General features: G+C 36.1%; 25 protein-coding genes. 15 read left to right on the top strand and 10 right to left on the bottom strand.

All coding sequences use genetic code 11. The features are described 5' to 3' along the window. Nucleotides 1–8: 8 nt before the first annotated feature. From AC3RVG_RS02615 to AC3RVG_RS02590, 6 genes are all read right to left on the bottom strand, one after another. On the bottom strand, nt 9–464 hold the full coding sequence (locus tag AC3RVG_RS02615) for a universal stress protein (protein ID WP_489689874.1): 456 nt from the start codon (nt 462–464) through the stop codon (nt 9–11). Nucleotides 465–486: 22 nt separating this feature from the next. Next, nucleotides 487–792 (bottom strand): hypothetical protein, encoded by a 306-nt coding sequence (locus AC3RVG_RS02610; RefSeq protein ID WP_489689873.1) that lies wholly within the window; start codon nt 790–792, stop codon nt 487–489. A 16-nt stretch (nt 793–808) separates the two neighbouring features. Next, entirely contained in the window at nt 809–2548 is a 1740-nt protein-coding gene (locus AC3RVG_RS02605) for a thiamine pyrophosphate-dependent enzyme (protein ID WP_489689872.1), read from the bottom strand. Nucleotides 2549–2685: 137 nt separating this feature from the next. Further along, entirely contained in the window at nt 2686–2886 is a 201-nt protein-coding gene (locus tag AC3RVG_RS02600; protein WP_489689871.1) for a helix-turn-helix transcriptional regulator, read from the bottom strand. After that, complete coding sequence (locus tag AC3RVG_RS02595) at nt 2883–3332, bottom strand: hypothetical protein (RefSeq protein ID WP_489689870.1); 450 nt, start codon at nt 3330–3332, stop codon at nt 2883–2885. The genes AC3RVG_RS02600 and AC3RVG_RS02595 overlap by 4 nt, the downstream gene beginning before the upstream one ends. A gap of 161 nt (nt 3333–3493) precedes the next feature. After that, complete coding sequence (locus AC3RVG_RS02590) at nt 3494–4144, bottom strand: hypothetical protein (RefSeq protein ID WP_489689869.1); 651 nt, start codon at nt 4142–4144, stop codon at nt 3494–3496. Between the two features lie 420 nt (nt 4145–4564). On the opposite strand from AC3RVG_RS02590, the gene AC3RVG_RS02585 reads away from it, so the two are divergent. From AC3RVG_RS02585 to AC3RVG_RS02570, 4 genes are all read left to right on the top strand, one after another. Then, the gene (locus AC3RVG_RS02585; protein WP_489689868.1) at nt 4565–5431 is read left to right on the top strand and encodes a sigma-70 family RNA polymerase sigma factor; all 867 of its coding nucleotides are present in this window, start codon (nt 4565–4567) and stop codon (nt 5429–5431) included. Nucleotides 5432–5527: 96 nt separating this feature from the next. Beyond that, complete coding sequence (locus AC3RVG_RS02580) at nt 5528–7348, top strand: sodium:proton antiporter (RefSeq protein WP_489689867.1); 1821 nt, start codon at nt 5528–5530, stop codon at nt 7346–7348. 9 nt (nt 7349–7357) lie between these two features. Then, entirely contained in the window at nt 7358–8284 is a 927-nt protein-coding gene (locus AC3RVG_RS02575) for a mechanosensitive ion channel family protein (protein WP_489689866.1), read from the top strand. Nucleotides 8285–8553: 269 nt separating this feature from the next. Further along, nucleotides 8554–9396 carry an OmpA/MotB family protein gene (locus AC3RVG_RS02570; RefSeq protein WP_489689865.1) on the top strand — a complete coding sequence of 281 codons (843 nt, stop codon included), beginning with the start codon at nt 8554–8556 and terminating at the stop codon, nt 9394–9396. A gap of 71 nt (nt 9397–9467) precedes the next feature. Here AC3RVG_RS02570 and AC3RVG_RS02565 read toward each other — a convergent pair whose 3' ends face one another. Beyond that, nucleotides 9468–10187, bottom strand: coding sequence for an SDR family oxidoreductase (locus tag AC3RVG_RS02565; protein ID WP_489689864.1), 720 nt, complete (start codon nt 10185–10187; stop codon nt 9468–9470). 70 nt (nt 10188–10257) lie between these two features. Between AC3RVG_RS02565 and AC3RVG_RS02560 the strand changes: the two genes are divergently transcribed. Continuing rightward, the gene (locus tag AC3RVG_RS02560; protein ID WP_489689863.1) at nt 10258–10872 is read left to right on the top strand and encodes a M15 family metallopeptidase; all 615 of its coding nucleotides are present in this window, start codon (nt 10258–10260) and stop codon (nt 10870–10872) included. Between the two features lie 12 nt (nt 10873–10884). On the opposite strand, the gene AC3RVG_RS02555 is transcribed toward AC3RVG_RS02560, so the two are convergent. Continuing rightward, the gene (locus AC3RVG_RS02555) at nt 10885–11811 is read right to left on the bottom strand and encodes a mechanosensitive ion channel family protein (protein ID WP_489689862.1); all 927 of its coding nucleotides are present in this window, start codon (nt 11809–11811) and stop codon (nt 10885–10887) included. Between the two features lie 85 nt (nt 11812–11896). Between AC3RVG_RS02555 and AC3RVG_RS02550 the strand changes: the two genes are divergently transcribed. From AC3RVG_RS02550 to AC3RVG_RS02540, 3 genes are read left to right on the top strand one after another with little or no spacing between them, the layout of a single operon-like run. Beyond that, nucleotides 11897–12202, top strand: coding sequence for a DUF3817 domain-containing protein (locus AC3RVG_RS02550; protein WP_489689861.1), 306 nt, complete (start codon nt 11897–11899; stop codon nt 12200–12202). Continuing rightward, on the top strand, nt 12202–13470 hold the full coding sequence (locus tag AC3RVG_RS02545; RefSeq protein ID WP_489689860.1) for a mechanosensitive ion channel family protein: 1269 nt from the start codon (nt 12202–12204) through the stop codon (nt 13468–13470). Before AC3RVG_RS02550 ends, AC3RVG_RS02545 begins: the two co-directional genes overlap by 1 nt. Before the next feature lie 48 nt (nt 13471–13518). Beyond that, nucleotides 13519–14580, top strand: coding sequence for an endonuclease/exonuclease/phosphatase family protein (locus AC3RVG_RS02540; RefSeq protein WP_489689859.1), 1062 nt, complete (start codon nt 13519–13521; stop codon nt 14578–14580). Between the two features lie 56 nt (nt 14581–14636). Here AC3RVG_RS02540 and AC3RVG_RS02535 read toward each other — a convergent pair whose 3' ends face one another. Next, the gene (locus tag AC3RVG_RS02535; protein WP_489689858.1) at nt 14637–15026 is read right to left on the bottom strand and encodes an acyl-CoA thioesterase; all 390 of its coding nucleotides are present in this window, start codon (nt 15024–15026) and stop codon (nt 14637–14639) included. A 188-nt stretch (nt 15027–15214) separates the two neighbouring features. Here AC3RVG_RS02535 and AC3RVG_RS02530 point away from each other — a divergent pair, with 188 nt between their 5' ends. Together AC3RVG_RS02530 and AC3RVG_RS02525 are read left to right on the top strand one after the other, a co-directional pair. Continuing rightward, on the top strand, nt 15215–15973 hold the full coding sequence (locus AC3RVG_RS02530; protein ID WP_489689857.1) for an outer membrane lipoprotein-sorting protein: 759 nt from the start codon (nt 15215–15217) through the stop codon (nt 15971–15973). 93 nt (nt 15974–16066) lie between these two features. Beyond that, complete coding sequence (locus AC3RVG_RS02525) at nt 16067–19159, top strand: WD40/YVTN/BNR-like repeat-containing protein (RefSeq protein ID WP_489689856.1); 3093 nt, start codon at nt 16067–16069, stop codon at nt 19157–19159. Between the two features lie 45 nt (nt 19160–19204). Here the strand turns inward: AC3RVG_RS02525 and AC3RVG_RS02520 are convergent, their stop codons facing one another. Then, a complete protein-coding gene (locus AC3RVG_RS02520; protein ID WP_489689855.1) occupies nt 19205–20560 on the bottom strand; it encodes an NAD-dependent succinate-semialdehyde dehydrogenase in 1356 nt (451 codons plus the stop codon). 226 nt (nt 20561–20786) lie between these two features. Here AC3RVG_RS02520 and gcvT point away from each other — a divergent pair, with 226 nt between their 5' ends. The 5 genes from gcvT to AC3RVG_RS02495 all read left to right on the top strand — a co-directional run bounded on the left by gcvT (nt 20787) and on the right by AC3RVG_RS02495 (nt 24830). Beyond that, on the top strand, nt 20787–21869 hold the full coding sequence (gene gcvT / locus AC3RVG_RS02515; protein ID WP_489689854.1) for a glycine cleavage system aminomethyltransferase GcvT: 1083 nt from the start codon (nt 20787–20789) through the stop codon (nt 21867–21869). Further along, nucleotides 21869–22783 (top strand): glutaminase, encoded by a 915-nt coding sequence (locus AC3RVG_RS02510; protein WP_489689853.1) that lies wholly within the window; start codon nt 21869–21871, stop codon nt 22781–22783. Before gcvT ends, AC3RVG_RS02510 begins: the two co-directional genes overlap by 1 nt. 21 nt (nt 22784–22804) lie before the next feature. Next, the gene (locus AC3RVG_RS02505) at nt 22805–23662 is read left to right on the top strand and encodes a sugar nucleotide-binding protein (RefSeq protein ID WP_489689852.1); all 858 of its coding nucleotides are present in this window, start codon (nt 22805–22807) and stop codon (nt 23660–23662) included. Nucleotides 23663–23691: 29 nt separating this feature from the next. Further along, nucleotides 23692–23973, top strand: coding sequence for a 4a-hydroxytetrahydrobiopterin dehydratase (locus AC3RVG_RS02500; protein ID WP_489689851.1), 282 nt, complete (start codon nt 23692–23694; stop codon nt 23971–23973). A gap of 131 nt (nt 23974–24104) precedes the next feature. After that, nucleotides 24105–24830 carry a YebC/PmpR family DNA-binding transcriptional regulator gene (locus tag AC3RVG_RS02495; protein WP_489689850.1) on the top strand — a complete coding sequence of 242 codons (726 nt, stop codon included), beginning with the start codon at nt 24105–24107 and terminating at the stop codon, nt 24828–24830. Nucleotides 24831–24858: the final 28 nt, after the last annotated feature.

The raw sequence follows: 24858 nt of genomic DNA, 5'->3' as shown, positions 1-24858 counted from the left end.
TTTAGAAATTAATTCCCGGTTGGCACCATGTAAACCGGGATTTTTGTGTCTTCCAAAACACTAGAGGCAACCGTCCCTAAAAATAATTTTTCCAAAGCACCGTGGCTGTGAGTGCCCATTACAATTACATCTGCATTCCATTCTTCAGCATATTCTAAGATGCATTTCGCGGTATCACCCTCGGCTAAATGGGTTGTAACATTTTTTCCGCCTAAATGAGTAGCCGTTTTTTCAAGATAATCTTTCGCCACTTTCACAAATTCCTCCTGAATTCTGAAATCTACCGGAAATGCGTATCCTTCGTAGCCCATAAATGGTTCGTACTGCATTCCGTAATAACGTACTTCTGCCAGCACATGAAATAAACAAATTTCAGCATTCATCAATTTTGCAAGTTGATTTCCCATGTTTACTACCTTTTCGGAGTCTGGGTTATAATCGAGCGTTATCAGTATTTTTTTCATAGTTGTCGGTTTATATTCTGAATTAAATATAGCTTTCTTTTCGAAGTTTTCCTTCATAAACCGAGGGATAAATTACTTCGTAACATTTAATTTCGGTTTCTCCTTGTTTAAAGATAAAATTTATATGCCCCAGTACTGGGAAGTTGCGAAGGATAGCATGTTTTTTTTGAAATAAATCATAAATACCAATTCCGAAAATTAGCATTCCAAAAATGGAGAAACCATAAACTGGCCAAATTGTGGTGCAAGTAATTGTTGCTATTATTGCCACACCTACTGCTTCCATCCATCTGGCGGTGGAAGCTATAATTATTTTTAATTCTTCCATTTTATATTAACTTGGTTTAGTTGAAAAAAGACTTTATTTCAGCCATCAGATTATTCTTTTGGTCTTTATCGCCTTTAACCGCTAAAAGAATTTCCTTCATTTTAGATTTTCCGAAGCCCCAAGCTTGATCTAATGTTATATGCGGTGGCAAAGAAAGTTCACCCGGGGTTGTAACTGCATCTATTATAAATGGTTTTGGCGAAGCAATTGCCATTTCTATTGCCTTTTCAATATCTGCGGCTTTTTCAACTCTAATTCCATCCCCTCCACAAAGTTTGGCGTATTCTGCAAAATTTGGGTTTTGTAAAGTGAGCGCTTCATTTGACATTGCATAACCAGCTTCTTCCATTTCAATTTTCACGAAGCCAAGCTGACTATTATTATATACCAAAATCTTTACGGGCCAGTCATAACGAACTGCTGTAATAAAATCATTCATGCACATTCCAAAGGCGCCGTCGCCCACAATTGCCCAAACTTGACGACCGGGATTGACAGATTGAATACCCATTGCTGCCGGAAAACCAACAGCCATAGAACCGTGATTAAAAGAACCGAGTAATCTTCTTTTACTGTGAAGCGTTAAATGATGTGCCACCCAAATAGCACTTTCGCCAACGTCTACCGTAAAACACGCATCGGCAGAAGCTTTTTCATTTAATACATTCATAAAAAGCTGCGGATGCAATGGTTCTTGGTCATTTTTTAAACTACTACTTTCCTTTTTTTGTTTTTTCCATTTATTGAAGTTTTCAACCAAATTGTCCAAGAATTCAGAATCTTTCTTCGGAAGAATTTTAGAATCTAGTTTCTGAAGTGTTGCCAAACAATCGCCCTGCACACCAATATCTACTTTTACGCGATTCCCAATATTTTCGACGCGGTTGTCTATTTGAATAATTTTTGAATTGTCTGGCAAAAAGTTGCTGTAAGGAAAATCTGTTCCTAACATTACAAGTAAATCTGCCTTCATTACAGCGTGATAGCCTGAAGGGTTTCCAATAAGCCCTGTGAGACCAACCACATTTTTATCGTCGTTATGGATTATGTCTGAAGAGCGTAGCGTATGTACAATTGGAGCTTTAATTTTTTCGGAAAGTGCGAGTACTTCCTCCCTACTTTCAACGCATCCGGAACCAGCAAGTATGGTAATTTTCTTTGCTTCGTTAATAGCATTTGCAACAAGGTTTATATCTTCATCTGAAGGTACTAAAACCGCATTTCCATGAAAAACTGGATGCAAATAATGATCTCCACTTGCTTTCTCTACTGCAATGTCAACAGGAATTTCTACGCGAACTACGGCTCGTTGCTCCAAAGCAATCTGAATGGCTTTTAAAACAACGCGTGGCGCTTCTTCGGCAGAACGAATTACGGCTTGATATGCACAAACATCGTCGAATACTTTAGTAAGCCCAACTTCTTGAAAATAATTGGTGCCCATATTTACGCGTGCTACTTGCCCACTTAGCGCAAGTACGGGAACGCGTTCTTTTTTTGCGTTGTAAAGACCATTAATTAAATGAAGTGTTCCTGGTCCAACGGTTCCAGCACAGACTGCTAAATTGCCAGTCATTTGCGCTTCGGCGCAGGCGGCAAAAGCGCCGTTTTCTTCGTGCCTTACTGCTTTCCACTTTAAATCTTCATCTCCACGAAGCGCGTCGGTAAAAGTGTTAAGTGCATCGCCGGTTACCCCCCAAATTTGAGTAACACCAACATTTTTAAGAATTTCAAGAATTTGTTCAGAAACATTCATAAGTTACATTTTCTTATAAAGTTACAGACCTTGAAAATAAAATGGACGTTTAGGAAATACTATTTCATTTTATTAAGTGAATTTTAACGGAGACAACAACTACATCCTGAAAATCAAAAAGATAAACTGAATTGATGCTAATCTTTTTCTTCCAAATTAAAAAAGTCATTTACTGGTTTATTGAAAACAATGGAAAGCTTTAGTGCCAAAAGCGTGGAAGGCACATATCTATTAGTTTCAATAGAATTAATTGTTTGTCTGGAAACCCCGATTTTTTGTGCCAAATCTTCCTGAGTAAGGTTGAGAATGGCCCTCTCTACTTTTAGCGTATTTTTCATGCGTTTCTCCTTTTTAAGGACCAAAATGCTGTTAAGTAAACAATTAAAAGAAACCACAGTATTTGAAAATCACCTAAATCTTGAAAAATTGCTTTCTCAGGTCTAAATAAAAGGAATACAATATAATTTATTAAAGGTTGAACCAGCACATAAATAACCCCAAGTATAAAAGCCAATGTAAATGATTTACTTCTTAGGTTTTCAATACGTTCATCTTCAATTTTTTCTTTTGAAATTACAACAATCAATAAACCGAGTAGCGACATTTTTTTCAAAATCGATTTAACTACTAACATGTCACCTTCTATAAATTTTGTCAAAATAAGAAGTGTAAAGGAAATTATAAGAACCCCCCATCCTATTTTTTTCCAAACGTTTGGTAATTTAAAATTAATCAACCAGTGTAGCCTTCGCTCTTCTGAAGCACATATTTTATTCTTTAACATAATCTAAGTTTTTAAATTAATAAATACAAGTAAACTTAACAATAAGACAAATATACTATTTATTTTGTAAAACTAGCTTTACATTTCAATATATTGCAAATACGTACTAATCCTTGAGATTTTGTCTAGGATTTTGTGTACTTAAATAAATTGTTTGAAACTTACTGCTTCACCAATATGGCTGTGGCTTTATTGCCAGTAAGAAGATTCCACTCGTAAGACGCTAGCAGATTACCTATTTCGTCGTAGATATTTAATTGTGCTGTATTTGGCCCGGAAGTACCTTGATTTAATGCTTCAAAATCTATTTTATTGAAACCATCTTGCAGCGGAACGTCAAAGCCTTTAAAAGTTCCTTCTAGTCTCGCTTGCGGAATTACAATTTGGTTATTCACATAAACTCGAATCATATCGCCATCCACAAATTGATGATCGCGATACATAAATGTTGCTGTTTTAGCTTTCGTTTTAAAATCGCCTAAATATTGGTCCTTTCCGTACTCTGCTTTAATTTCCTTGTCATCGGTGAAATATTTCGGCGTCTTATTAGTAGTGTATTCCATTAAACCGTCGCCGTTTTGCATATCGATCTGTTTCTCCTTTTCCTTTCCTAAATCTGAATTGTTTGGTGTATTTGGGTTTTTAGTATTTGAAAGTGAGGGTGTTTTTATTGCAGGAATTTCAAAACCGGTTGAGCTGCTCACATTTGCGTCTGGAGCATCAAAACGCACGGAACTACTTGGCAATTCTATTTGAGAAAAGGTGGTCCAAGTAATCAAAACAAAAGTCAGTAGAAAAAAATATTTCAACATAATTTAAATAGTTTCCAAGTAGCTAACAACAACTGCACCAAAAATAGTATTCAGATTATTATAAAATTACTATAATATCATAAATTATTTATTCTTATTTTTTCGTTTATTCTTCCAAATAAAATACAACAAGATTGCACATAACGGAAGTACGATATAAATAATTACATCTGCCGGGTTCGTTATGTCTATTGGTGATTCACTGGGTTTAGGTACTTCAGTGGGCTTTTGTGCAAAGATTGTCGTATTAATTAAGAGAAAAATGGCTAAAAGCATGTTTTTGTTGAATTTCATATAATTTTTTTTTTGAATGTAAGAAAAAATAATGGACTAACAAATTTTAACAAGTTGTGTTAAGTATTTGGAAATTACCCTAAAATGTCATACTATGCCGTGTTATTATTAAAAACAAGAGAATATATGAGACAACTTAAGATCACGAAGCAAGTAACCAACCGCGAAACCAAATCTTTAAACAGTTATTTACAGGATGTTAGTAAAATTGATTTAATAACTGCGGAGGAAGAAGTTGAGTTGGCTCAGCGCATTCGTGAAGGAGATCAGGCTGCTTTGAATAAGCTAAGTAGAGCGAATTTAAGGTTTGTGATTTCCGTGGCGAAACAATATCAAAATCAGGGATTGAGTCTACCCGATCTTATTAATGAAGGAAATGTGGGTTTGGTAAAAGCAGCCAAGCGATTTGATGAAACTAGAGGTTTCAAGTTTATTTCTTATGCAGTATGGTGGATACGTCAAGCAATTTTACAGGCTATAGCAGAACAATCGAGAGTGGTTCGCTTGCCGTTGAATAAAATTGGCGATATCAATAAAATAAAAAAGGCTTCCATTCATCTTGAACAAAAATTTCAACGTGTACCAACGGCAGCCGAAATTGCTAAAGAACTTGATTTTAGTGAATCTAAAGTGAAAAGTTCACTTAAAAATTCAACTAGAAGTTTGTCCATGGACGCACCTTTTCAAGAGGGCGAAAATGACAACAATTTATATGATGTTCTAAGTTCAGGTGAAAGCCCGAATCCAGATAAAAACTTGTTGCACGAATCACTTCGTATTGAAATTAATCGTGCGTTAGATACTTTAGCGCCACGTGAAGCTGATGTAGTAAAATTGAATTTCGGACTTTGCGGACAACCGCCAATGACGCTTCAAGAGATTGGAGATACTTTCGATTTGAGCCGTGAACGCGTGCGTCAGATTCGTGAAAAAGCAATTAGAAGACTAAGACAAACTTCAAAAAGCCACATTCTTAAAAAGTATTTAGGATAAAATGTTAAAAATATTGGCGCTGTCAATATTTTATGAAATTCTTAGGAACGAGAATTATTTCTGCGGTTATCTTTATCAGACTAACCATTCATTAAAATGAATACAGAAATAATTCTCGTTTTTTCTATTCTGTTTGTTACCATTATCCTTTTCGCATTTGAAGTCTTTTCTGTAGACAAAATTGCGATGCTTCTCGTGGCCTCACTCGCACTTACGGGTTTAGTAGAACCTGAAGAAGCTATTTCAGGATTCTCCAATACGGCTACCATTACAGTGCTTTCATTGATGATTATAGCACTAGCGCTTGAAGACAATGGCGTAATTGCTTCACTAGCGCGCTTTCTAAAAAATCTACACATATTACCATTATTTCTGTTGCTACCCGTACTTATGCTTATAACGGGCGGTATTTCGGCCTTTATAAACACTACGGCGGTTGTAATAGTTTTTATCAAAATTATTTCAGAATTATCCAAGCGCTTTAACCTGTCGCAAGGTAAATTACTATTACCTATATCTTTTGCAGGTATTATGGGCGGTAGCTGCACTTTAATGGGTACCTCAACAAACCTAATTGTAAATTCAGTAGCACGAGACTTGGGTGCGGAACGCTTCAGTTTTTTTGAATTTTCTATGTTTGGAGCAGTTTTTTTAGTGGTTGGGATTATTGTAATAACAATAGCTTCAAGATGGCTTCCGAAGGATTCTAAAGAAAATTTACACGACGCTTACGATTTAGAAAGCTTCGTAACTACAGTTATAATTAATAAAGACTCTAAATTAATTGACAAAAACATAGAAGATACATTTCTATATAACAACCCCGATATTTCTATTTTAAAACTCACTAGAAATAAGCAAATTACCAATGCGCCTGGTAAATACATTACACTTAAAGAGAATGACAAACTAGTATTAATGTGCGATTTAGAAAATCTCTCTAAACTAAATGATGACCAAGGTCTCAGCATTCATAAAAAGCAAGATATTTCAAGAAATAATGAGCTGGAAGTTAAAGAAGACGCTGAAGCTCCCAAAAAGTCAGAGGATTGGGGTTTTGTAGAAGTGCTCATCTTACCTGGTTCTACATTAATTGGTAAAACTTTAAAGCAATTAAGAAAACAAACTTTTAATAATGCCTTACCTATAGCAATTAAAAAAAGAAGGAATATAAGGAATACCGAGGAACGTTTGGTTAGAAAGGATATGGATAAAATAAGCCTTAAACCCGGGGACAGATTGTTAGTAGAAATACCCACCAATGAAATAAACCAACTCTACGATTTAGAGAATGTCGCTATTTTACGGGAACATAAGTCACAATCCGTAAATACTAAAAAGAGAGCAATGTCTTTCGTTATATTATTATTGGTAATTGGTTTGGCAGCAAGCGGTGTACTTAGTATTCTAATTAGTGCAATAACGGGGGTTTCACTTTTACTATTAACCCGTTGTTTGGATCTTAACGATGTTTATCATCGTATAAATTGGCAGGTAATTTTTCTGCTTGCCGGTATGATTCCTTTGGGAATTGCTATGCATAATACCGGAGCAGATAAATGGATTTCAGACAACCTTTTAGAAATCTTAAGTGGACGATCAAATATTGTAGTAATCGGATTAATATTTCTTATTACAATGCTTTTAAGTAGCGTTGTTAGCAACAATGCCACAGCTATTATAATGACGCCAATAGCGATAGCAGTTGCCGTTGGATTAGACTTATCTATGAAGCCATTTATACTTGCCGTTTTATTTGGAGCGAATTTCAGTTTCTTCACTCCAATGGGCTATCAAACCAATACATTAATATACGGAATGGGCTTTTATAAGTTCAAACATTTTTTTATAATTGGAGGTGTGCTTTCTATAATCCTCTGGATTTTAGGTACTTTTATGCTTTCAACACTATTTTAAATCAAAACCATGGAAGAAGAAAAATTTTCAGTACACGACTCAGTTACAGGTTTATACGACAAGCTAGACGGCTGGTTAGATGCAATAATATTGAAGTTGCCAAACTTTGCGGTTGCAATACTTGTAATGATTGTTTTTTATTTAATTGCAAGAGGACTTAAAAAACTATCACATAAAGTACTATTCCAAAAGATAGGTGATGAGTCTATTAAACAGGTACTTTCAAAATTAATCTACGCAATTGTTTTATTAGTTGGTTTTTTTATAGCTCTTGGAGTTATGCAATTAGACAAAGTTCTTACTTCTGTTCTAGCTGGGGCCGGAGTAATGGGATTGGCAATTGGTTTCGCATTGCAAGGCACTTTAAGCAACACCGTTTCTGGCTTTATGCTTTCATTTCAGCCAAAAGTGCGCATTGGCGATTTTATTGACGCACAAGGAAAATCTGGTTACGTTGAAGAAATTGATTTAAGAAATGTAACTATACGCCAGCCAGATAATGATTATGTAATTATTCCGAATAAAATTTTTGTCGAAAACCCCTTCACTAATTATTCTTGGACCGAGCGTGGTAGAGTTTCGGTTAGTTGTGGCGTAGGTTATGAAGAGAATCTTCAAAAAGTGGAAGATTTGGTCATAAAAGTAATCTCTGAAAATTTTGAACAACGCAACAATGAAGGAGTCGAATTCTATTTCACTGAATTTGGAGACAGCTCCATCAACTTTATTACCAGATTCTGGATTACTAGTCAGAAACCTAAACCAAAATTTGAAGCGCAGCATTTAGCTATAAAACTTATTAAGAAAAACTTCGATGAAGCCGGTATTAACATCCCATTCCCTATCCGTACTTTAGATTTTGGAAAAAATAAATTGAGAATGGAGCCGCAAGAAAAGGCACCTGAAGCAAAAGGTTCCGCAGATAAAAATGAATAAACGATAAATCAACAAATCAACCTTAAAAAAATTTTATGAAAAAATTACTCAGAATATTATTGGCTGGCTGGGGTGCCAAGAAAATCGGCGGTGGCAAGTGTGGCTGTATCGGGGTTATTGTAGTCTTTATAATATTATATGTGCTGCTAGGCTATGTATTTTAGGCGGTTTTAAGTTTTCCTTTTAACAAAACAATAGCATCCATTAACTAATTATTTGGTGAAGTGTCCCGTTATATTTGCCACACAAACCTAAAAAAACTTAGAATTATGAAAAATGTTATTGCATTAACTTTATTAGCAGGAGCACTTATTACAACGTCCTGCGTTTCAAAAAAGAAGTATGTAGAATTGGAAGGTCAATACAACGACACCCGCTCTACATTAGTTAAAACCCAACTAGAAAAGGAAGAGATTGAAGCTAAGTACGCTAAAATTGAAGAACGCGTTTCAAGTTACAATTCGAAAATCCAGTCGCTGACAGATTCAAACAACAATCGTCTACAACAATTTGACGGAGTTGTGGTTTCTGAAAATGACAAATTAAAAATGAAGAAAGCATTAGCCAATGTAAATCCCCAAGAATTGGCACAAGCAAAAACTTTAAAGGATTCAATGAATCTTATCGTTTCGTACAACCTTAAGAAGAATCTTGACAACAGTTTAGTTGGCGAAGGCGAAGAAGACGACATCAAGATTGACATTGATGAAACTGTAGTAATGATTACAATTTCAGACAAACTTTTATTTAAGTCAGGAAGTGCTCGGGTAAATTCGAAAGCAAATCCACTTTTAGAGCGTTTGGCAAATGTAATTAATAGCGAACCAGCTTTAGAAGTTATGGTTGAAGGTCATACAGACAGTCAAACTGTAAAGCCAGGTGCTTACATTAAAGACAACTGGGAATTGAGTGTAGATCGATCTACAGCCGTTATTCGTATTTTGCAAGACCAATATGGTGTAGCTCCTGAAAAGCTAATTGCAGCAGGAAGAAGCAGTTTTCACCCACTTACAGAAAATGAAACCAAAGACGGTCGCGCTACTAACAGAAGAACGCGAATCGTTATACTACCAAACCTAGATAAGTTTTTAGCTTTACTTTCTGCTAACTAATAACAGCGAGTAATCTATACAAAAAAGGCGATTCAGAAATGAATCGCCTTTTTTAATTTATAGAGTGAATTTTACTTCGGCATTGAAGGTCGCACTTCAATTTTACTCGGCAGCGTTCGTGGATTCATTTTTAATAAATCAACCACTAGCTCGCCCATATCTTCAATTTGTATTTTCCAGGCATCTGAGTCGTCAGGTTCGTTACCCGCAAAATGTGTAGAAACCGAACCAGGCATAATGGTACTAACCTTTACTCCTTTGTCGCGTAAATCTAACATTGCTGCTTGCGTGAAACCTGTAAGACCAAATTTACTAGCATTGTAAGCACTTCCGCCTTTAAAAAAGTTGGTGCCTGCCAAACTAGAAATAGTTATAAAATATCCTTTATTTTTCTTCAATTGGTCAACACTCGCTTTTAAACTGTAAAAAGGTCCGGAAAGGTTTGTATCAATTGTTTCCTTCCACTGCTCAATAGTTATGTCTTCAACAGAACCAAAATGACCAAGTCCGGCATTTGCAATAACTATATCTAAACCGCCAAATTGCTCGATAGCTTCTTTCACAGCTTTTTGTTGGCTTTCATAATTACGCACATCGGCTTCAATACCTATAGCCTGTGCCCTATCGTTTCCATTTTCATTTAGCATTTTCGCAGCCTGTTGCGCGGTTTCCTTAGTTCTTCCTGTAATGGCTACATTAATGCCTTCTTTCAGCATTGCTTCAGCTATTCCGTAACCTATTCCTTTTGTACCGCCTGTAATCAGTGCGGATTTTTTTCCTAAATCGTTCATATTTATTCGTTTTTCCCAAAGTTACAAATAGCTATTTCGAATGTTATTAAATTCTACTTAAATTTGACGTATGAAGTTGCCATCCATTCTACTTTTTACGTTTTTATTTTTTAGTTTTTCTGCGGAAGAAAATTCTCAGCAACCGTTAGTAGATATTGAAACGCTTTCAACCGAATTTAGCTACGAAATTCGTTACGCTACTCCTAACAATTTTATTGGCGAAACACTTTATGATTGTGCAAAATGCTTGCTCCGGCCCGAAGTTGCTGAGGCACTGCTAAAAGCCAATCAATACTTTTGTGAAAGAGGTTACCGTATTAAAATTTACGATTGCTACCGCCCGTTAGATGTTCAAAAAAAGATGTGGGCAAAAGTGCCACGACCAACTTATGTGGGCAATCCATACGGCAATGGCTCTATCCACAACAAAGGTGCAGCGGTCGATATTACTTTGGAAACTTTAGAGGGCTGTTACGTTGAAATGGGTAGTGATTATGATTACTTCGGGAGAGAAGCGCATATTGATAATTATAATTTTTCAAAAGAAATTCTCGCTCACCGTAAGCTGCTTTTTGAAGGCATGCGTAAGTTTGGCTTCAATACGATCCGTACGGAATGGTGGCATTTTAGTTATAAGAAAAACTGGAATTATACAACACTAAATGTTCCATTACCCTGCGATTAATACACTTTCGATCTATTGATTTTTATCGTCTTTTGGAAACTCTGGACTATTTCTGAATTTTATCGGGATTGCATCCTCAGTTCCGTAGATTTTAAGTTCTTTAATATCTGCAGGAAGATTAAAGCCTTTTTTAAAGAGTTCTTCCTTTACTTGCCGAATAACCAAGCCACGCAATACACGCGAAGCTCGTCTATAATCAACTGTATCTACCCAAAAGAAGACTTTTAGATTTACGGTACTCGCTGCCAATTCGTCTTCGATTACGAAATTTTCGTGGTTTTCATCGCGCACAATTTCTGTATTCAAATCAAGAATATCTTGTATTACTTTTTTAGCTGAAATAATATCATCCTCATATCCAATCCCCACCGTAAAATCTACTCTATAAAAACCGTCCGCTGTATAGTTTTCAACTGGCTTGGTAAGTACATCGCTATTAGGAATATAAATATCACGTCCGTCAAAAGTTTTTATGTGCGAATATCGAAAGTTCAATTCCTTAACCCTTCCGAAAATATTATCAATCTTAATAGTATCATTTATATTGAATGGTCTATTAAAAGCGAGTATAATTCCCGCTAAAAAATTCTTTCCTATATCTTGAAAAGCGAAACCTAAAATTATTGCACCACCACCAACGGCGGTTAAAAGTCCCGTTGCTATCCCGTCTAAACCTGCAACTTTCAGCGCTAGCATTATGGCAATAATTATCAAAATTATTTTCACCGCTTGCGCCAGAAATCTAGACATTAATGGATCTTCAGATTTTTGTTGAAAGCGTTTTTTGTAGAAAGATGTAAGCAACTGTGCTAGCAAAACCCCCAAAATTATTACTAATAGTGCCAATGCAACCCTTGGTAAAACTTTCAGAAATTCTTCATAATAGCTTTCAATGGAAATTTGGATTGTCTCAGTGGACGTTTGTAGTGGTGGCAGCATCTATTTTTTCTTTTAAAGATAGTAATTCTGAACAAAACAATTCTTCCATAAATTAGTCTTAAAGCTTAGGGAGTCAATTTTCAAGATGTATCTTTGGGAAAAATTTAAAATTGTGGAATTTTCAGTAAAAACCTTTAGGCTAATAAGTACACTAGAAGCTATTTCTTTTCTAGTACTTTTGGGAATAGCGATGCCATTAAAATATATTTGGAATATGCCGCAAATGGTTCAAATTGTAGGAATGGCGCACGGAGTGTTATTCGTACTTTATGTGGGCGGCGCACTTTATATGTGGAAAAAATTAAACTGGTCTATTAAAGATTTGTTCATCGTGGTAATGTGTTCAGTGCTGCCATTCGGACCTTTTTATGTAGAACGTAAATATCTATAATGAATAAAGATGCCATTCAAAAATACAGTTGTGTTTTTCAAGACTATCTCGTTAATGAAGGGATGACGATTGAATGGGCCATTTTTTTAAATGTTCTTGTAAATTGTATTCTGGTTTCAGCCGCTGTTTTAGTAATAGATGCTGTTTTTAAAAGATTGATAATTGAAAGTTTTAAAGCATTCAGCGATAAAACAAAAACTTCTTTTGATGATTATCTGGCAAGAAGTAACTTTCCGCGTTTCATAGCACATCTGCTGCCTTTGGCAATAGTTTGGTTCCTTATACCAATTATATTTATTGAGTCGCCTTTTATGACCAATCTGCTTCAAATTGCGACGAAGGCTTATTTAATTATTCTCAGTGTATATATTTTCCGAAGTATTCTTCGCTCCTCACGCAAATTCCTTGAAGAAAGCGAAAAATATCGCGATAAGCCCATGGAAAGCTATGTGCAGGTAATGATGATTTTTGCCTGGGGAGTTGGCATTTTTTGGATTATTCAATTACTTACAGGTTTTTCACTCGTAAGTTTAACTACCCTTGGTGCTGCATCTGCGGTGATTTTGCTGATTTTTAAAGATACTATTCTCGGTTTTGTAGCGAGTATTCAAGTATCTGTAAACGATATTGTTCGTATTGGCGACTGGATAACTTTCAGCAAATTTGGAGCAGATGGATACGTTACAGAAATAAATCTTGCAACCGTACGCGTACAGAATTTCGATCATACTTTTACCACTATTCCTACTTACAGTTTAATTGCAGATTCCTTCCAAAACTGGCGCGGAATGCAAGAAAGCAGGGGCCGAAGAATAAAGCGTTCCATTTTTGTTAAGCAATCTTCCATTAAATTTCTTTCTACGGAAGATATTGAAAAGCTCAAAAAAATTCAGCTGATAAAACCATATTTGGAGCATCGTCAGCGAGATGTGGACAAATTTAATAGAACAAGTGAAGCCGATAAAGAATTGCTCATAAACGGAAGAAATCAAACCAACCTCGGTGTTTTTCGTCATTATGCGGACGCTTTTTTGAACGAAAATTCAGCAATAAATAAAGATCTTTTTTTAATGGTTCGCCATTTGGCACCAACAGACAAAGGTATTCCTATTGAAATATTTTGCTTCAGCCTCGATAAAAGGTGGGAAAATTACGAACATATTCAAGCTGATATTTTTGACCATTTGCTGGCCGCTATCCCCTATTTCGATTTAGAAATTTTTGAATTGCCAACGGGCAAGGATTTTTCTCCTTCCCTAAAGAATTAATGTTTTAAAAATTAAGTTTATATTTATAAGCAAATCGTGTTTCATTTAATGAAATTAAAAACCTTCCTCTATATATTTGGAATAATAGCCGTAACGCTTACTATTTTTCCATTTATAGCTGTAGATTATTGGTGGATACGTATTTTCGACTTTCCACATGTACAGCTAACCATTCTTACTTTTGTGGCACTTCTTACGTTTTTTATGCGTTTTGATGTAAAGCGTCTGAATGATTATCTTTTTGCGGGAATAGTTGGCGCCTGTTTTGTAATTCAATTGGCGAAAATATATCCCTACACTCCATTGGCTCCGGTTGAAGTTGGCAATAGTGAAAACGCGGTTGAAAGCAGAACTATTTCGTTATATGCCGCTAACGTATTGCAGAAAAACAAGAAGCCTGAAAAACTTTTGAAGGACTTTTTAAATAAAAATCCAGACTTGTTATTGTTGGTAGAAACAGACAAAGATTGGATGGAATTTATAACCGCACATTTACCTTCAGAATACGCTTATGAAGCTGAAATTCCCCTTAGCAACACTTACGGAATGCTTCTTTATTCAAAATTTGAATTGATAGACCCTGAAATAAAATATTTGGTGGATAAGGAAATTCCCTCCATCCATTCAAAAGTACGGCTTCCATCGGGCGACACCATTCAATTGTACACAATCCACCCCACGCCTCCAATGCCGCAGCACAATCCGCTGTCAACAGATCGCGATTCTGAAATAATGAAAATTGCCTTCCTTAGCAAACAATCAAAATATCCTGTAATAGTAATGGGCGACTTCAATGATGTTGCTTGGTCTAGTACCACCTCACTTTTCCAAAATGTGGGTGAACTTTTAGATATGCGAAAAGGACGTGGGTTTTATAATACATTCAATGCCAAAAGTTTTTTGATGCGATGGCCTTTGGATCATATTTTTGTCTCGGCAGAATTTCGGGTTATTTCATTGAAATTAGGTGAAGATATTAACTCAGACCATTTCCCAACTTTTTCGGAATTAAGTTTTGAACCTAAAATTGCTACAAAACAGGAGCCTAAAAAACCAAATGAAAACCAATTGAAACGTGCCCGCGAACAAGCGGAAAGAGTCTCTTTATAAAGTGTTTTTAAAAATAGACGGGTAAAAATTCTATTGTTTGAAATGTTAAAGCAAAATTATTTTGCCAATCGGTCTTTTACGAATTCCTTTTGAGTTTTACCGTGTTTGCGAGGTTTTCCATTTTCATCCAGGCCTACCATCGTAATTTTGTCAATACTTATTATTACCTCGCGGGTCATTTTATTGCGGACCTCGCAGCGGAGTTGTAATGAAGTATTCCCAAAGCCAATGGTATCAATACCAATTTCAATAATATCGCCCTTTTTCGCAGAGCTTCTAAAATTAATTTCACTCATATACTTTGTAACCGTTCGCGGATTTTCAAGTTGAATGATGGAATATAGTGCTGCTTCCTCATCAATCCATTCTAATAATCTACCTCCAAATAGCGTTTCATTTGGGTTTAAATCTTCTGGTTTTATCCATTTACGTGTGTGAAAATTCATAGTTTTTATTCTTTTAAGTAAAGATAACTTTTATAATAGGCATCAAAAAAATAATAGGCTGTAACTTTTTATTACAGAGTTCGTCTTATATTTACTCAACCGAAAATTATTATTATTAATAAAGCCCAATTTTAAAAGACGAGAAAAAAGAAGCTGGGCATTCCATTTCAAACAAAAAATTTAAACACATGAAAATCTTAAAAACACTTATCATTGCCTTTTTATTAACAGCTTTTGTACCTGTAACTGCACAAACTGCAGACGAGATAATAAGTAATTACCTTGAAAATACAGGCGGCAAAGCATCTTGGGAAAAATTGCAGAGCGTAAAAATGACTGCGACAGCTAATGCACAAGGAATGGAAATTCCAGTAGAAATTTACCAAACCAAAGAAGGAAATCAATTAATTAAAATTAATTTTCAAGGACAAGAAATCACCCAACTTGCTTTTGACGGCGAAACCATGTGGACAACTAATTTTATGACTATGCAAGCTGAAAAAAGTGATGCTGAGTCTACTGCCAACATGAAAAAGCAAATGAAAGATTTTCCAACTCCTTTTATGAATTACAAAGAAAAAGGATTTACAGTAGAATTAATGGGCAAAGAAACCAAAGAAGGAGCTGAAACCTTTAAACTTATGCTTACGCAATCGCCTATTATGGTTGATGGCGTAGAGGAGCCAAACGTTTCTTACTATTATTTTGACACTGAAAATTATGTACCTATTGTTGCTGAAAGCGAAATAAAGCAAGGTCCAATGAAAGGGCAAATGAATGTTAGCACTATGAGCGATTATCAAGAAGTTGATGGTCTTTATTTTCCTTTTGCACTAAGTATGGGAGGTCAAGCAATTCAATTAAAAGAAATAACGTTGAATCCTGAAATTGACGCGGCAATGTTCGCATTTCCCGCCACTGCAACAGATGCAGTAGAGAAAGAATAACTATTCACAAATAAAAAAAATCCCTGCTCGTTCAGGGATTTTTTTTTAACTGAAATTCTACTTTCAACAGAATTACCTAAAAAACTAACCATCATGAAAAATACCATCATTGCGTTTCTCGCCATTTTTACGAGTTTTACTTTTGTTCAAGCGCAGGACAACGCCTTAAAAGGAAAAGAACTTTTCGGTAATATGAAAGCTCGCCATATTGGTCCAGCATTAATGAGCGGACGTATAAACGATCTTGAAATTCACCCTACAAATGCACGTATTCTCTACGCTGGAGCCGCAGGTGGCGGTGTTTGGAAATCAAGCGATGGCGGAGCAACCTTCGCTCCTATTTTTGACGAACACGCACAATCTATAGGTGTAATAACCTTAGATCCTAAAAACCCCGATGAAGTAATTTGGGTGGGAACAGGTGAAACTTGGACTAGAAATTCAGTTTCTGTCGGTAACGGTCTCTTCAAATCTACTGACGGTGGAAATAACTGGAAAGAAATTCCCGGTTTTGAAAATTCCGAAAGAATTGCTTCCGTAGTTATAAACCCCAATAATACAGATGAAGTTTATGTGGGCGTATTGGGCGCGCTTTGGAGCGATAGTGAAGATCGCGGCGTTTACAAAACTACAGATGGCGGAAAAACTTGGAGCAAAATTTTATACATAGATCCCTCAACTGGAGTTTCAGATATTTTAATGGATCCAAAAAATCCAAATGTATTATTTGCCTCTATGTGGCAATTTCGAAGAACAGCTTGGGGTTTCAATTCGGGAGGTGAAAACAGTGCGATACACAAATCAACCGACGGAGGAAAAACTTGGAAAAAACTTACTAATAGTCTTCCCACTGGAAAATTAGGGAGAATAGGGATTGCAATGGCTCCCAGCGACAGCAAAATAATTTATGCAGTTATTGAAACTGGAATTAAAGAGACAAACGGACTTTGGAGATCCAACGATAGCGGGAATTCTTGGGAACATTTAAATAACGATTTTGGGCTGACTGTGCGTCCTTTTTACTTTTCAAGAATTATTGTTGATCCAAAAAACCCAGATATAATTTTAAAAGGTGGCTTAACAGGTTCTATTAGTCGCGATGGTGGAAAAACCTTTAAAAATCTTGGCAATATGCATAGTGATATTCACGATATTGCTTTCGATATAAATAATAGCGACATTATTTATTCGGGTACCGATGGTGGTGTTTATCGTTCTTGGAATGGTGGCTCTACTTTTGAAATTGTTGAAAATCTACCGCTTTCACAATTTTATCATATAAGTGTTGACGATGCCGAACCTTACAATGTTTATGGCGGTTTACAAGATAATGGCTCATGGTACGGACCTTCTTCTGCTTCCGGCGGCGTTACTGCGCGCGATTGGAATAGCGTTGGCTATGGCGATGGTTTTCGGGTTTTAAAGCATCCCACAAAAAATATTATTTATTCTGAAATGCAGGGCGCTGCAAACGTTTGGCGTTATGATGTGGATAGAAATAGAACCACAACCGTACAACCACAACCCAAAAAAGGAGATGCCCAATTGCGTTTTAACTGGAATGCACCAATGGCTGTAAGCGCTTTCGTGCCCGACCGATTTTATATGGGAAGCCAATTTCTACACCGTTCAGACGATATGGGCGATAGTTGGACAATCATCTCGCCCGACTTAACTACTAACGATAAATTAAAGCAAGACCAGTCTAAATCTGGCGGACTTTCAGTTGATAACAGTGGTGCGGAAAATCACACTACAATTTTCACAATTGCTGAATCACCTTTAGATCAAAATATAATTTGGGTTGGAACCGACGATGGAAATGTTCAGCTTACAACTGATAGCGGAAAAACTTGGACAAATGTTACCGCAAACCTCGTTGGAATTCCAAAAAACACATGGGTTTATCACATTGAAGCTAGTATTCACGATAAAGGAACTGCCTATGCTGTTTTTGAAGGTCACAACACTGGCGATATGAAACCTTATGCGCTAAAGACAACAGATTACGGTAAAACATGGAAATCTATCATTTCAGAAGATATTGATTCAAAAGCATTTGTTAGAAATATTCAAGAAGATTATAAAAATGAAGATTTGCTTTTCTTGGGAACCGAATTAGGTCTCTATGTAACTATTGACGGTGGAAAAAATTGGTCTGAATTCACAAATAATATGCCTCCCGTTGCGGTTCATTTTATTGACCTACAAAAGCGCACAAACGATTTAGTGATGGGAACTCACGGCCGTGGTGTAATAATTATAGATAATATAAGTCCGTTGCGCCAACTAACCCCAGAAATTCTAAATAAAGAGGCTCACTTTTTTGAAACCGAACCTTTCACAATGACCGAAGAAAGCGGCTTTAGCGGAAGTTTTGGAGCAGAAACCCAATTTGTTGGTGAAAATAAAAACACCGCTGCGCAAATTGTTTATTACCTCAAAAAGAGACATACTTTCGGAAAAATGGAAATGGAAATCCAAGATATGCAGGGTAACAAAATTACAACACTAGCGCCTGGAAAATCGAAAGGAATAAATATAGTAAGTTGGAATTTTATGACTGCTGCTCCAAAAATGGCGCAGGCGAAAACACTTGCTTTTAGTGGCTTTACATCGCCTCGTGTTCCGGCCGGAAAATATAAAGTGGTACTTACAAAAGGGAATGATTCCTTCAGCCAAGACATTGAAATAATATACGATGAAAAGTCTCTTACCACTTTAGAACAACGAAAAGAGCAAGAAACGCTTACTCAAAGTCTTTTTAATATGGTAGAAGATTTGGCCTTTATGGTATATGAAATTAATGAAACCCAAACAAAGGCTACGGAAGTAATTAAAAATCATCCGAAAGGGAAAAAAGATGCTCAAAAATTATATGATGCATTAGAAAATCTACGGACAGATTTGGTAATTACTACAGGCGATAATTACGTTGCTTCGGCAGATCCTGAATTGCGTGAAAAGATGGGCGACCTTTATAGCAATGTAGCTTCAAACTATAATAAGGTTTCTGGAGCTTCTATGGCAAATTTCGAATTAATTGCTGATGATTTTTCAAAAGCGAAAAAGCGTTACGAAAATATAAAGGCAAAGGAAGGTGAAAAATTCAATTCGTTTTTAGAAAAGAACAACATCCCAAAAGCTGAAATGCAAAGTAAAGAAGCCTTTTTAAAGAAAGGGTAAAATATTCTAAACCTAACAGGTCTTAAAGACCTGTTAGGTTTTTTACTATTTATTAATATAAACAGTCTTCCTATTTACAAATTCTTGAATACCGTGCTCGCTAAGCTCACGCCCATAACCACTTTGCTTAATTCCTCCAAAAGGCAATCGGGGGTCGCTTTTCACTAATTCATTTATAAAAACGGCGCCTTCGTCAAATTGGAATGCCAGCTTTTCAGCCTCCTCAATATTTTTTGTGAATAGCGAAACACCCAATCCAAACATAGAACTGTTAGAAAGCTCAACAGCTTCTTCCACAGTTTTAAATGTTGTAACAGACAGTACCGGACCAAAAGTCTCTTCATTAAAGACGGCCATGTTTTGTGTAACATTTGACAGGATTGTGGGCTCAAAATAGGCGCTCTGTCGCTTTCCTCCTATTTCTAATTTTGCGCCAGCTTTTATAGAAGCATTTACTTGTTTCTCTAAGTCTTTAGCTAAATCTTCGCGTGCCATCGTGCCAATATATGTGCCCTCATCCATTGGGTCGCCGCTTTTCAACTCCCGAACTTTTACAAGCATTTTTTCGACAAATTCATTCGCGATGGATTCGTCAATAATTAATCGTTTTCCTGCTATGCAACTTTGCCCCGTATTCTGAAATCGCGCCTGAACGCAGGTTGCAACGGTTTTATCCATATCGCAATCTTTTAGCACAACTAAAGCATTGCTTCCGCCTAATTCCAAAACAGTCTTTTTAATATTTTTCCCAGCTATTGAAGCCACAGATGAACCTGCTGGCCCGCTTCCGGTGAGAGTTACTGCTTTTATCTTTTCATTTTCAATTACATCTTCCACGGCATCGCTACCAATCAATAAAATGGTAAAACAATTTTCGGGAAACCCTGCACGCTTAAAAACCTTTTCAATGTTTAGTGCACAACCAAATACGTTCGATGCGTGTTTTAAAACCCCAATGTTTCCCGCCATTAACGCGGGTGCTGCAAATCTAAAAACTTGCCAAAAAGGATAGTTCCAAGGCATTACAGCCAATACTACTCCCAAAGGTTCGTAACTCACATAACTTTTGTGAGCATCGGTTTTTTTCACTTCATTTTGAAGTTGACTTTCGGCATTTTCTGCGTAATACTCGCAAACCCAAGCGCATTTTTCAACTTCAGCGATGGCTTGTGAAATAGGTTTCCCCATTTCTAAAGTCATCATTTCGGCATATTCATTTTTGTTCTTCTTCAATTCCGAAGCAGCGGCAAGCATTAGTTTTTTCCGTTCAGAAAAGGAGGTTTCGCGCCAACTGTAAAAGCGCTTATCTGCTTTATCAATTAATTCTGAAACTTCCTTTTTTGTATGATTGTTATAGGAATTTATTACTTCTTCAGTATACGGATTTAATGAAGTTGTCATGGACATGATTTTTCTTTTAAAAGTATTGAAAACATTGATAAAATAACAGTCGATTAAGATGATTTTAACTTCAAAAATGTTGCAAATAAACACTGTAATCTTTCGTTAACTTTGCACGATTGTAATACATTTGCTAAAATGTTTTTTTATTAAAACATTAAAATAATTAGTACTAAACTGAGACCCTGAGCGGAGCGAACGGGTTTATTAAGAAAACTTTAAATCTATGAAAAACGTAGCACTTTCACATATACACGAACAACTAGGCGCCAAGATGGTGCCATTTGCAGGTTATAACATGCCCGTTTCTTACGAAGGCGTAAACGCAGAACACGAAACCGTCCGCAAAGCAGTTGGTGTTTTTGATGTTTCGCATATGGGCGAATTCTTAGTTTCCGGCCCAAATGCCTTAGACTTGATTCAAAGAGTATGCAGCAACGATGCTTCAAAAGTGGTAGTTGGTCAAGCGCAATACACCTGTCTTACAAACGAAACTGGCGGTATTGTTGACGATTTAATTATTTACCATATGGAAGATGATAAGTGGTTACTTGTTGTAAACGCTTCAAATATTGAAAAAGATTGGAATTGGATTTCAAATCACAATACTATGGGTGCTGAAATGCGCGATATTTCTGATGATTATTCGCTGCTTGCCATTCAAGGACCAAAAGCTATTGAAGCAATGCAATCTTTAACTTCTGAAGATTTAAGTGCTATAAAATTTTATAATTTCAAAGTTGCTGAATTCGCAGGTGTTGAGCACGTTATTATTAGCGCCACAGGTTACACTGGCAGCGGTGGTTTCGAAATTTATTGCAAAAATAGTGAAGCGGAACAAGTTTGGAACAAGGTTATGGAAGCTGGAGAAGATTTCGGCATCAAACCAATTGGTCTAGCTGCTCGCGATACTTTGCGACTTGAAATGGGCTTTTGTCTTTACGGAAACGACATCAGCGATACTACGTCTCCTTTGGAAGCTGGTTTAGGTTGGATTACGAAATTCACCAAGGATTTTGTGAATTCTGAAAATCTGAAAAAGCAAAAAGAAGAAGGTGTTAAAAGAAAACTCATAGGTTTTGAACTTACCGAACGCGGTATTCCTCGTCACGATTATGAAATTGCTGATAAAGACGGAAACAACATTGGTATTGTAACTAGCGGAACGATGGCGCCGTCCTTAGGTAAAGCTATTGGAATGGGTTACGTTACTAAAGAAAATAGTGCTCCCGGCACCGAAATATTTATTCAAATTAGAAATAAACCTGTTGCCGCAACTATCGTGAAAACACCGTTTTACAAAGGTTAATGTTAGATTATCAAGCAATATTAGAAGAAATTCACGAATCACTCAAAAATGCAAAAAATACGGGGGAAGTAGCCTCTTATATTCCAGAATTGGCGAATGTTCCTAAAGATAAGTTTGGAATCAATTTGCAACTAATTACAGGCGACAATTATTCTGTTGGCGACGCTTCAGAAAAATTTTCAATCCAAAGTATTTCCAAAGTACTATCGCTAACCAAAGCTTTTCAGTTAGTGGGAAACGATTTGTGGCACCGCATGGATGTTGAACCTTCTGGAAACCCTTTTAACCATCTTTCTCTTTTGGAATTAGAAAATGGAATTCCTAGAAATCCGTTAATTAATTCCGGAGCTATTGTCGTTGCTGATGTTTTACTTTCACATTTAAAAAATCCGAAGGAAGATTTCTTAAATTTTGTACGGCAATTAGCTCACGACGAAACTATTTGTTACAGCGAAAAAATAGCCGAATCTGAAAGATTAACCGGTTACAATAATTATGCTGCCGCCAATTTATTAAAGGCGTATGGAAATCTTAATAATAACGTTGAAGACGTATTAGATTTTTATTTCCACCAATGTTCCATTTTAATGGATTGCAGGCAACTTACTAATGCTTTTTTCGTTTTTGCAAATAGAGGAAAGTGTTTAAAAAACATTCAACATTTAACCGCCAGCCAAGTAAAACGAATAAATGCATTAATGCTAACCTGCGGCTTCTATGATGAAGCTGGTGAGTTCGCCTTTGAAGTGGGATTGCCAGGAAAGAGTGGCGTTGGCGGAGGAATCGTTGCGCTTTTACCACATTGTTTCACAATTGCAACTTGGGCTCCTGCATTAAATTATCAAGGAAATTCCTATTTGGGAATGAAAGCTTTAGAACAATTTACTACAAAAACAAAGTTGTCAATTTTTTAAAATATTTCGGAAAAGATTTAAATGATCAAAAGAGAAGAAAAGCAACGGATTTTAATTTTGGGAGGTAGTGGTTTTATTGGCCACGCCATCTATAAAGAGCTACTCTCCTATTTTGATATTCACTGTACATATTGTAAACAGTACGGGGCTTTTTCAGAAAATCAAGTCTTTCATAACTACTCTGTGGAAGAAGATTCTATGTTTTTATTGCTGAATAAAATTCAACCAACGGTTATAATTTCGGCAATAAGCGGAGATTCTAAAAGTTTGTTTGAGGCACATCAGCAAATTGTGAATTACGCATTACTAAATGCTACTTGTTCTGTACTTTATATTTCTTCTTCCGAAATTTTTAATGGAAAATATAACCTTCCATCTTATGAAAACGATGTTCCACTGTCTAAAACAATTTCAGGAAAATTTAAAATTTCAGTCGAAAAATTATTATTAGAAACCATACCACAACAAACTGCAATTTTAAGATTACCCATGGTTCTTGGAATTAACTCACCCAGAATTCTGCATTTAAGACAATGCATTCGCCACCAAGCTACTTTTGAAGTATTTCCTAATTTGGTTATTAGCACAACAACCATGAATAAAGTGTGCCAACAAATTCATTTTATAATCAATCAATCGCTACACGGAATTTATCATTTGGCGACAAATGACATGGTGCATCACGAAGATCTTTTCAGAGAAATCACTTCGAAAATTGGTGATAAAATGCCTATCTTTAAAAGTGTATTTAGCAGTAATGAAGACCGATACGAAGCAATTCTTCCGAAGAAAAATACACTGCCGAAATCTTACCAAATTACTGTAGCACAAGTAATTGAAGAATGCAGTTTAAATGAAGAGATTATGTCTATAAAATGATCAATGTTTAATATCTAAAATCTAAAAATATGAAAGCTTTATCAGAAAAAGTAATAAATGAAAAATTGAAAGAATTTGAAGGTTGGGATTATCACGAAGGTGCCTTACACACTATATTCGAATTCGATGATTTTAAAGAAGCCTTTTCCGCAATGACCCGAATTGCTTTCGAAGCAGAAAAATTACAGCATCATCCGGAGTGGAGCAATGTTTATAATTCATTAGAAATCTATCTTTCCACACACGATGCAGACGGTGTTACTGAAAAGGATTTTGAGTTGGCGAAGATCATCGACGACCTAATAGGATAGTACTAAAAATTAAAAATGGAAATATTCTGAAAGTTAGATTTTGTAACTTGGGTTTTGGCGTTTGGATTTTTTTATATTTGAACCTTCTTTTTAAGAACAGAAAATAATCAATAACATTATATAATAATAGTATGGGAAGAGCTTTTGAATTCAGAAAAGCAAGAAAAATGAAGCGTTGGTCAGCAATGTCTAAAGCTTTTACTCGCATTGGAAAAGATATTGTGATGGCCGTGAAAGAAGGCGGTCCAGATCCAGATGCTAATTCAAGACTTCGTGCAGTCATCCAAAACGCCAAGGCTATAAATATGCCTAAAGACAACGTAGAGCGTGCTATAAAGCGTGCCAGCGATAAAAGTCTGGGCGATTATAAAGAAGTGCTTTTTGAAGGCTACGCACCCCACGGAATCGCTATTTTAATTGAAACTGCTACAGACAATAATACGCGTACAGTAGCAAATGTTCGGAGTTACTTCAATAAATGTGATGGCAGCATGGGAACTTCTGGTTCAGTTTCTTTTATGTTCGACCATACGTGTAATTTCAGAATAAATCCTGAAGGTTTAGATATTGAAGAATTAGAACTCGAATTAATAGACCACGGCGTTGACGAAATTTTTGAAGATGAAGATGGAATTTTAATCTACGGCCCTTTTGAGAGTTTTGGCGCTATTCAGTCTTATTTGGAAGAAAATAAAATAGAGATTTTATCATCCGGTTTTGAACGTATTCCGCAGGTTACAAAAAAATTAACTGAAGAACAGGCCGCAGACGTTGATAAACTATTGGAAAAAATAGAGGAAGATGACGATGTGCAGAACGTATATCACACCATGGAAGAATCTTCTGAGGAGGAATAAACCAAATTGAATTTCAATAAAAAAAGCC

This window comes from Aequorivita sp. IT1282 (assembly GCF_058068205.1).
This window is presented reverse-complemented; position numbering and strand designations above follow the sequence as displayed.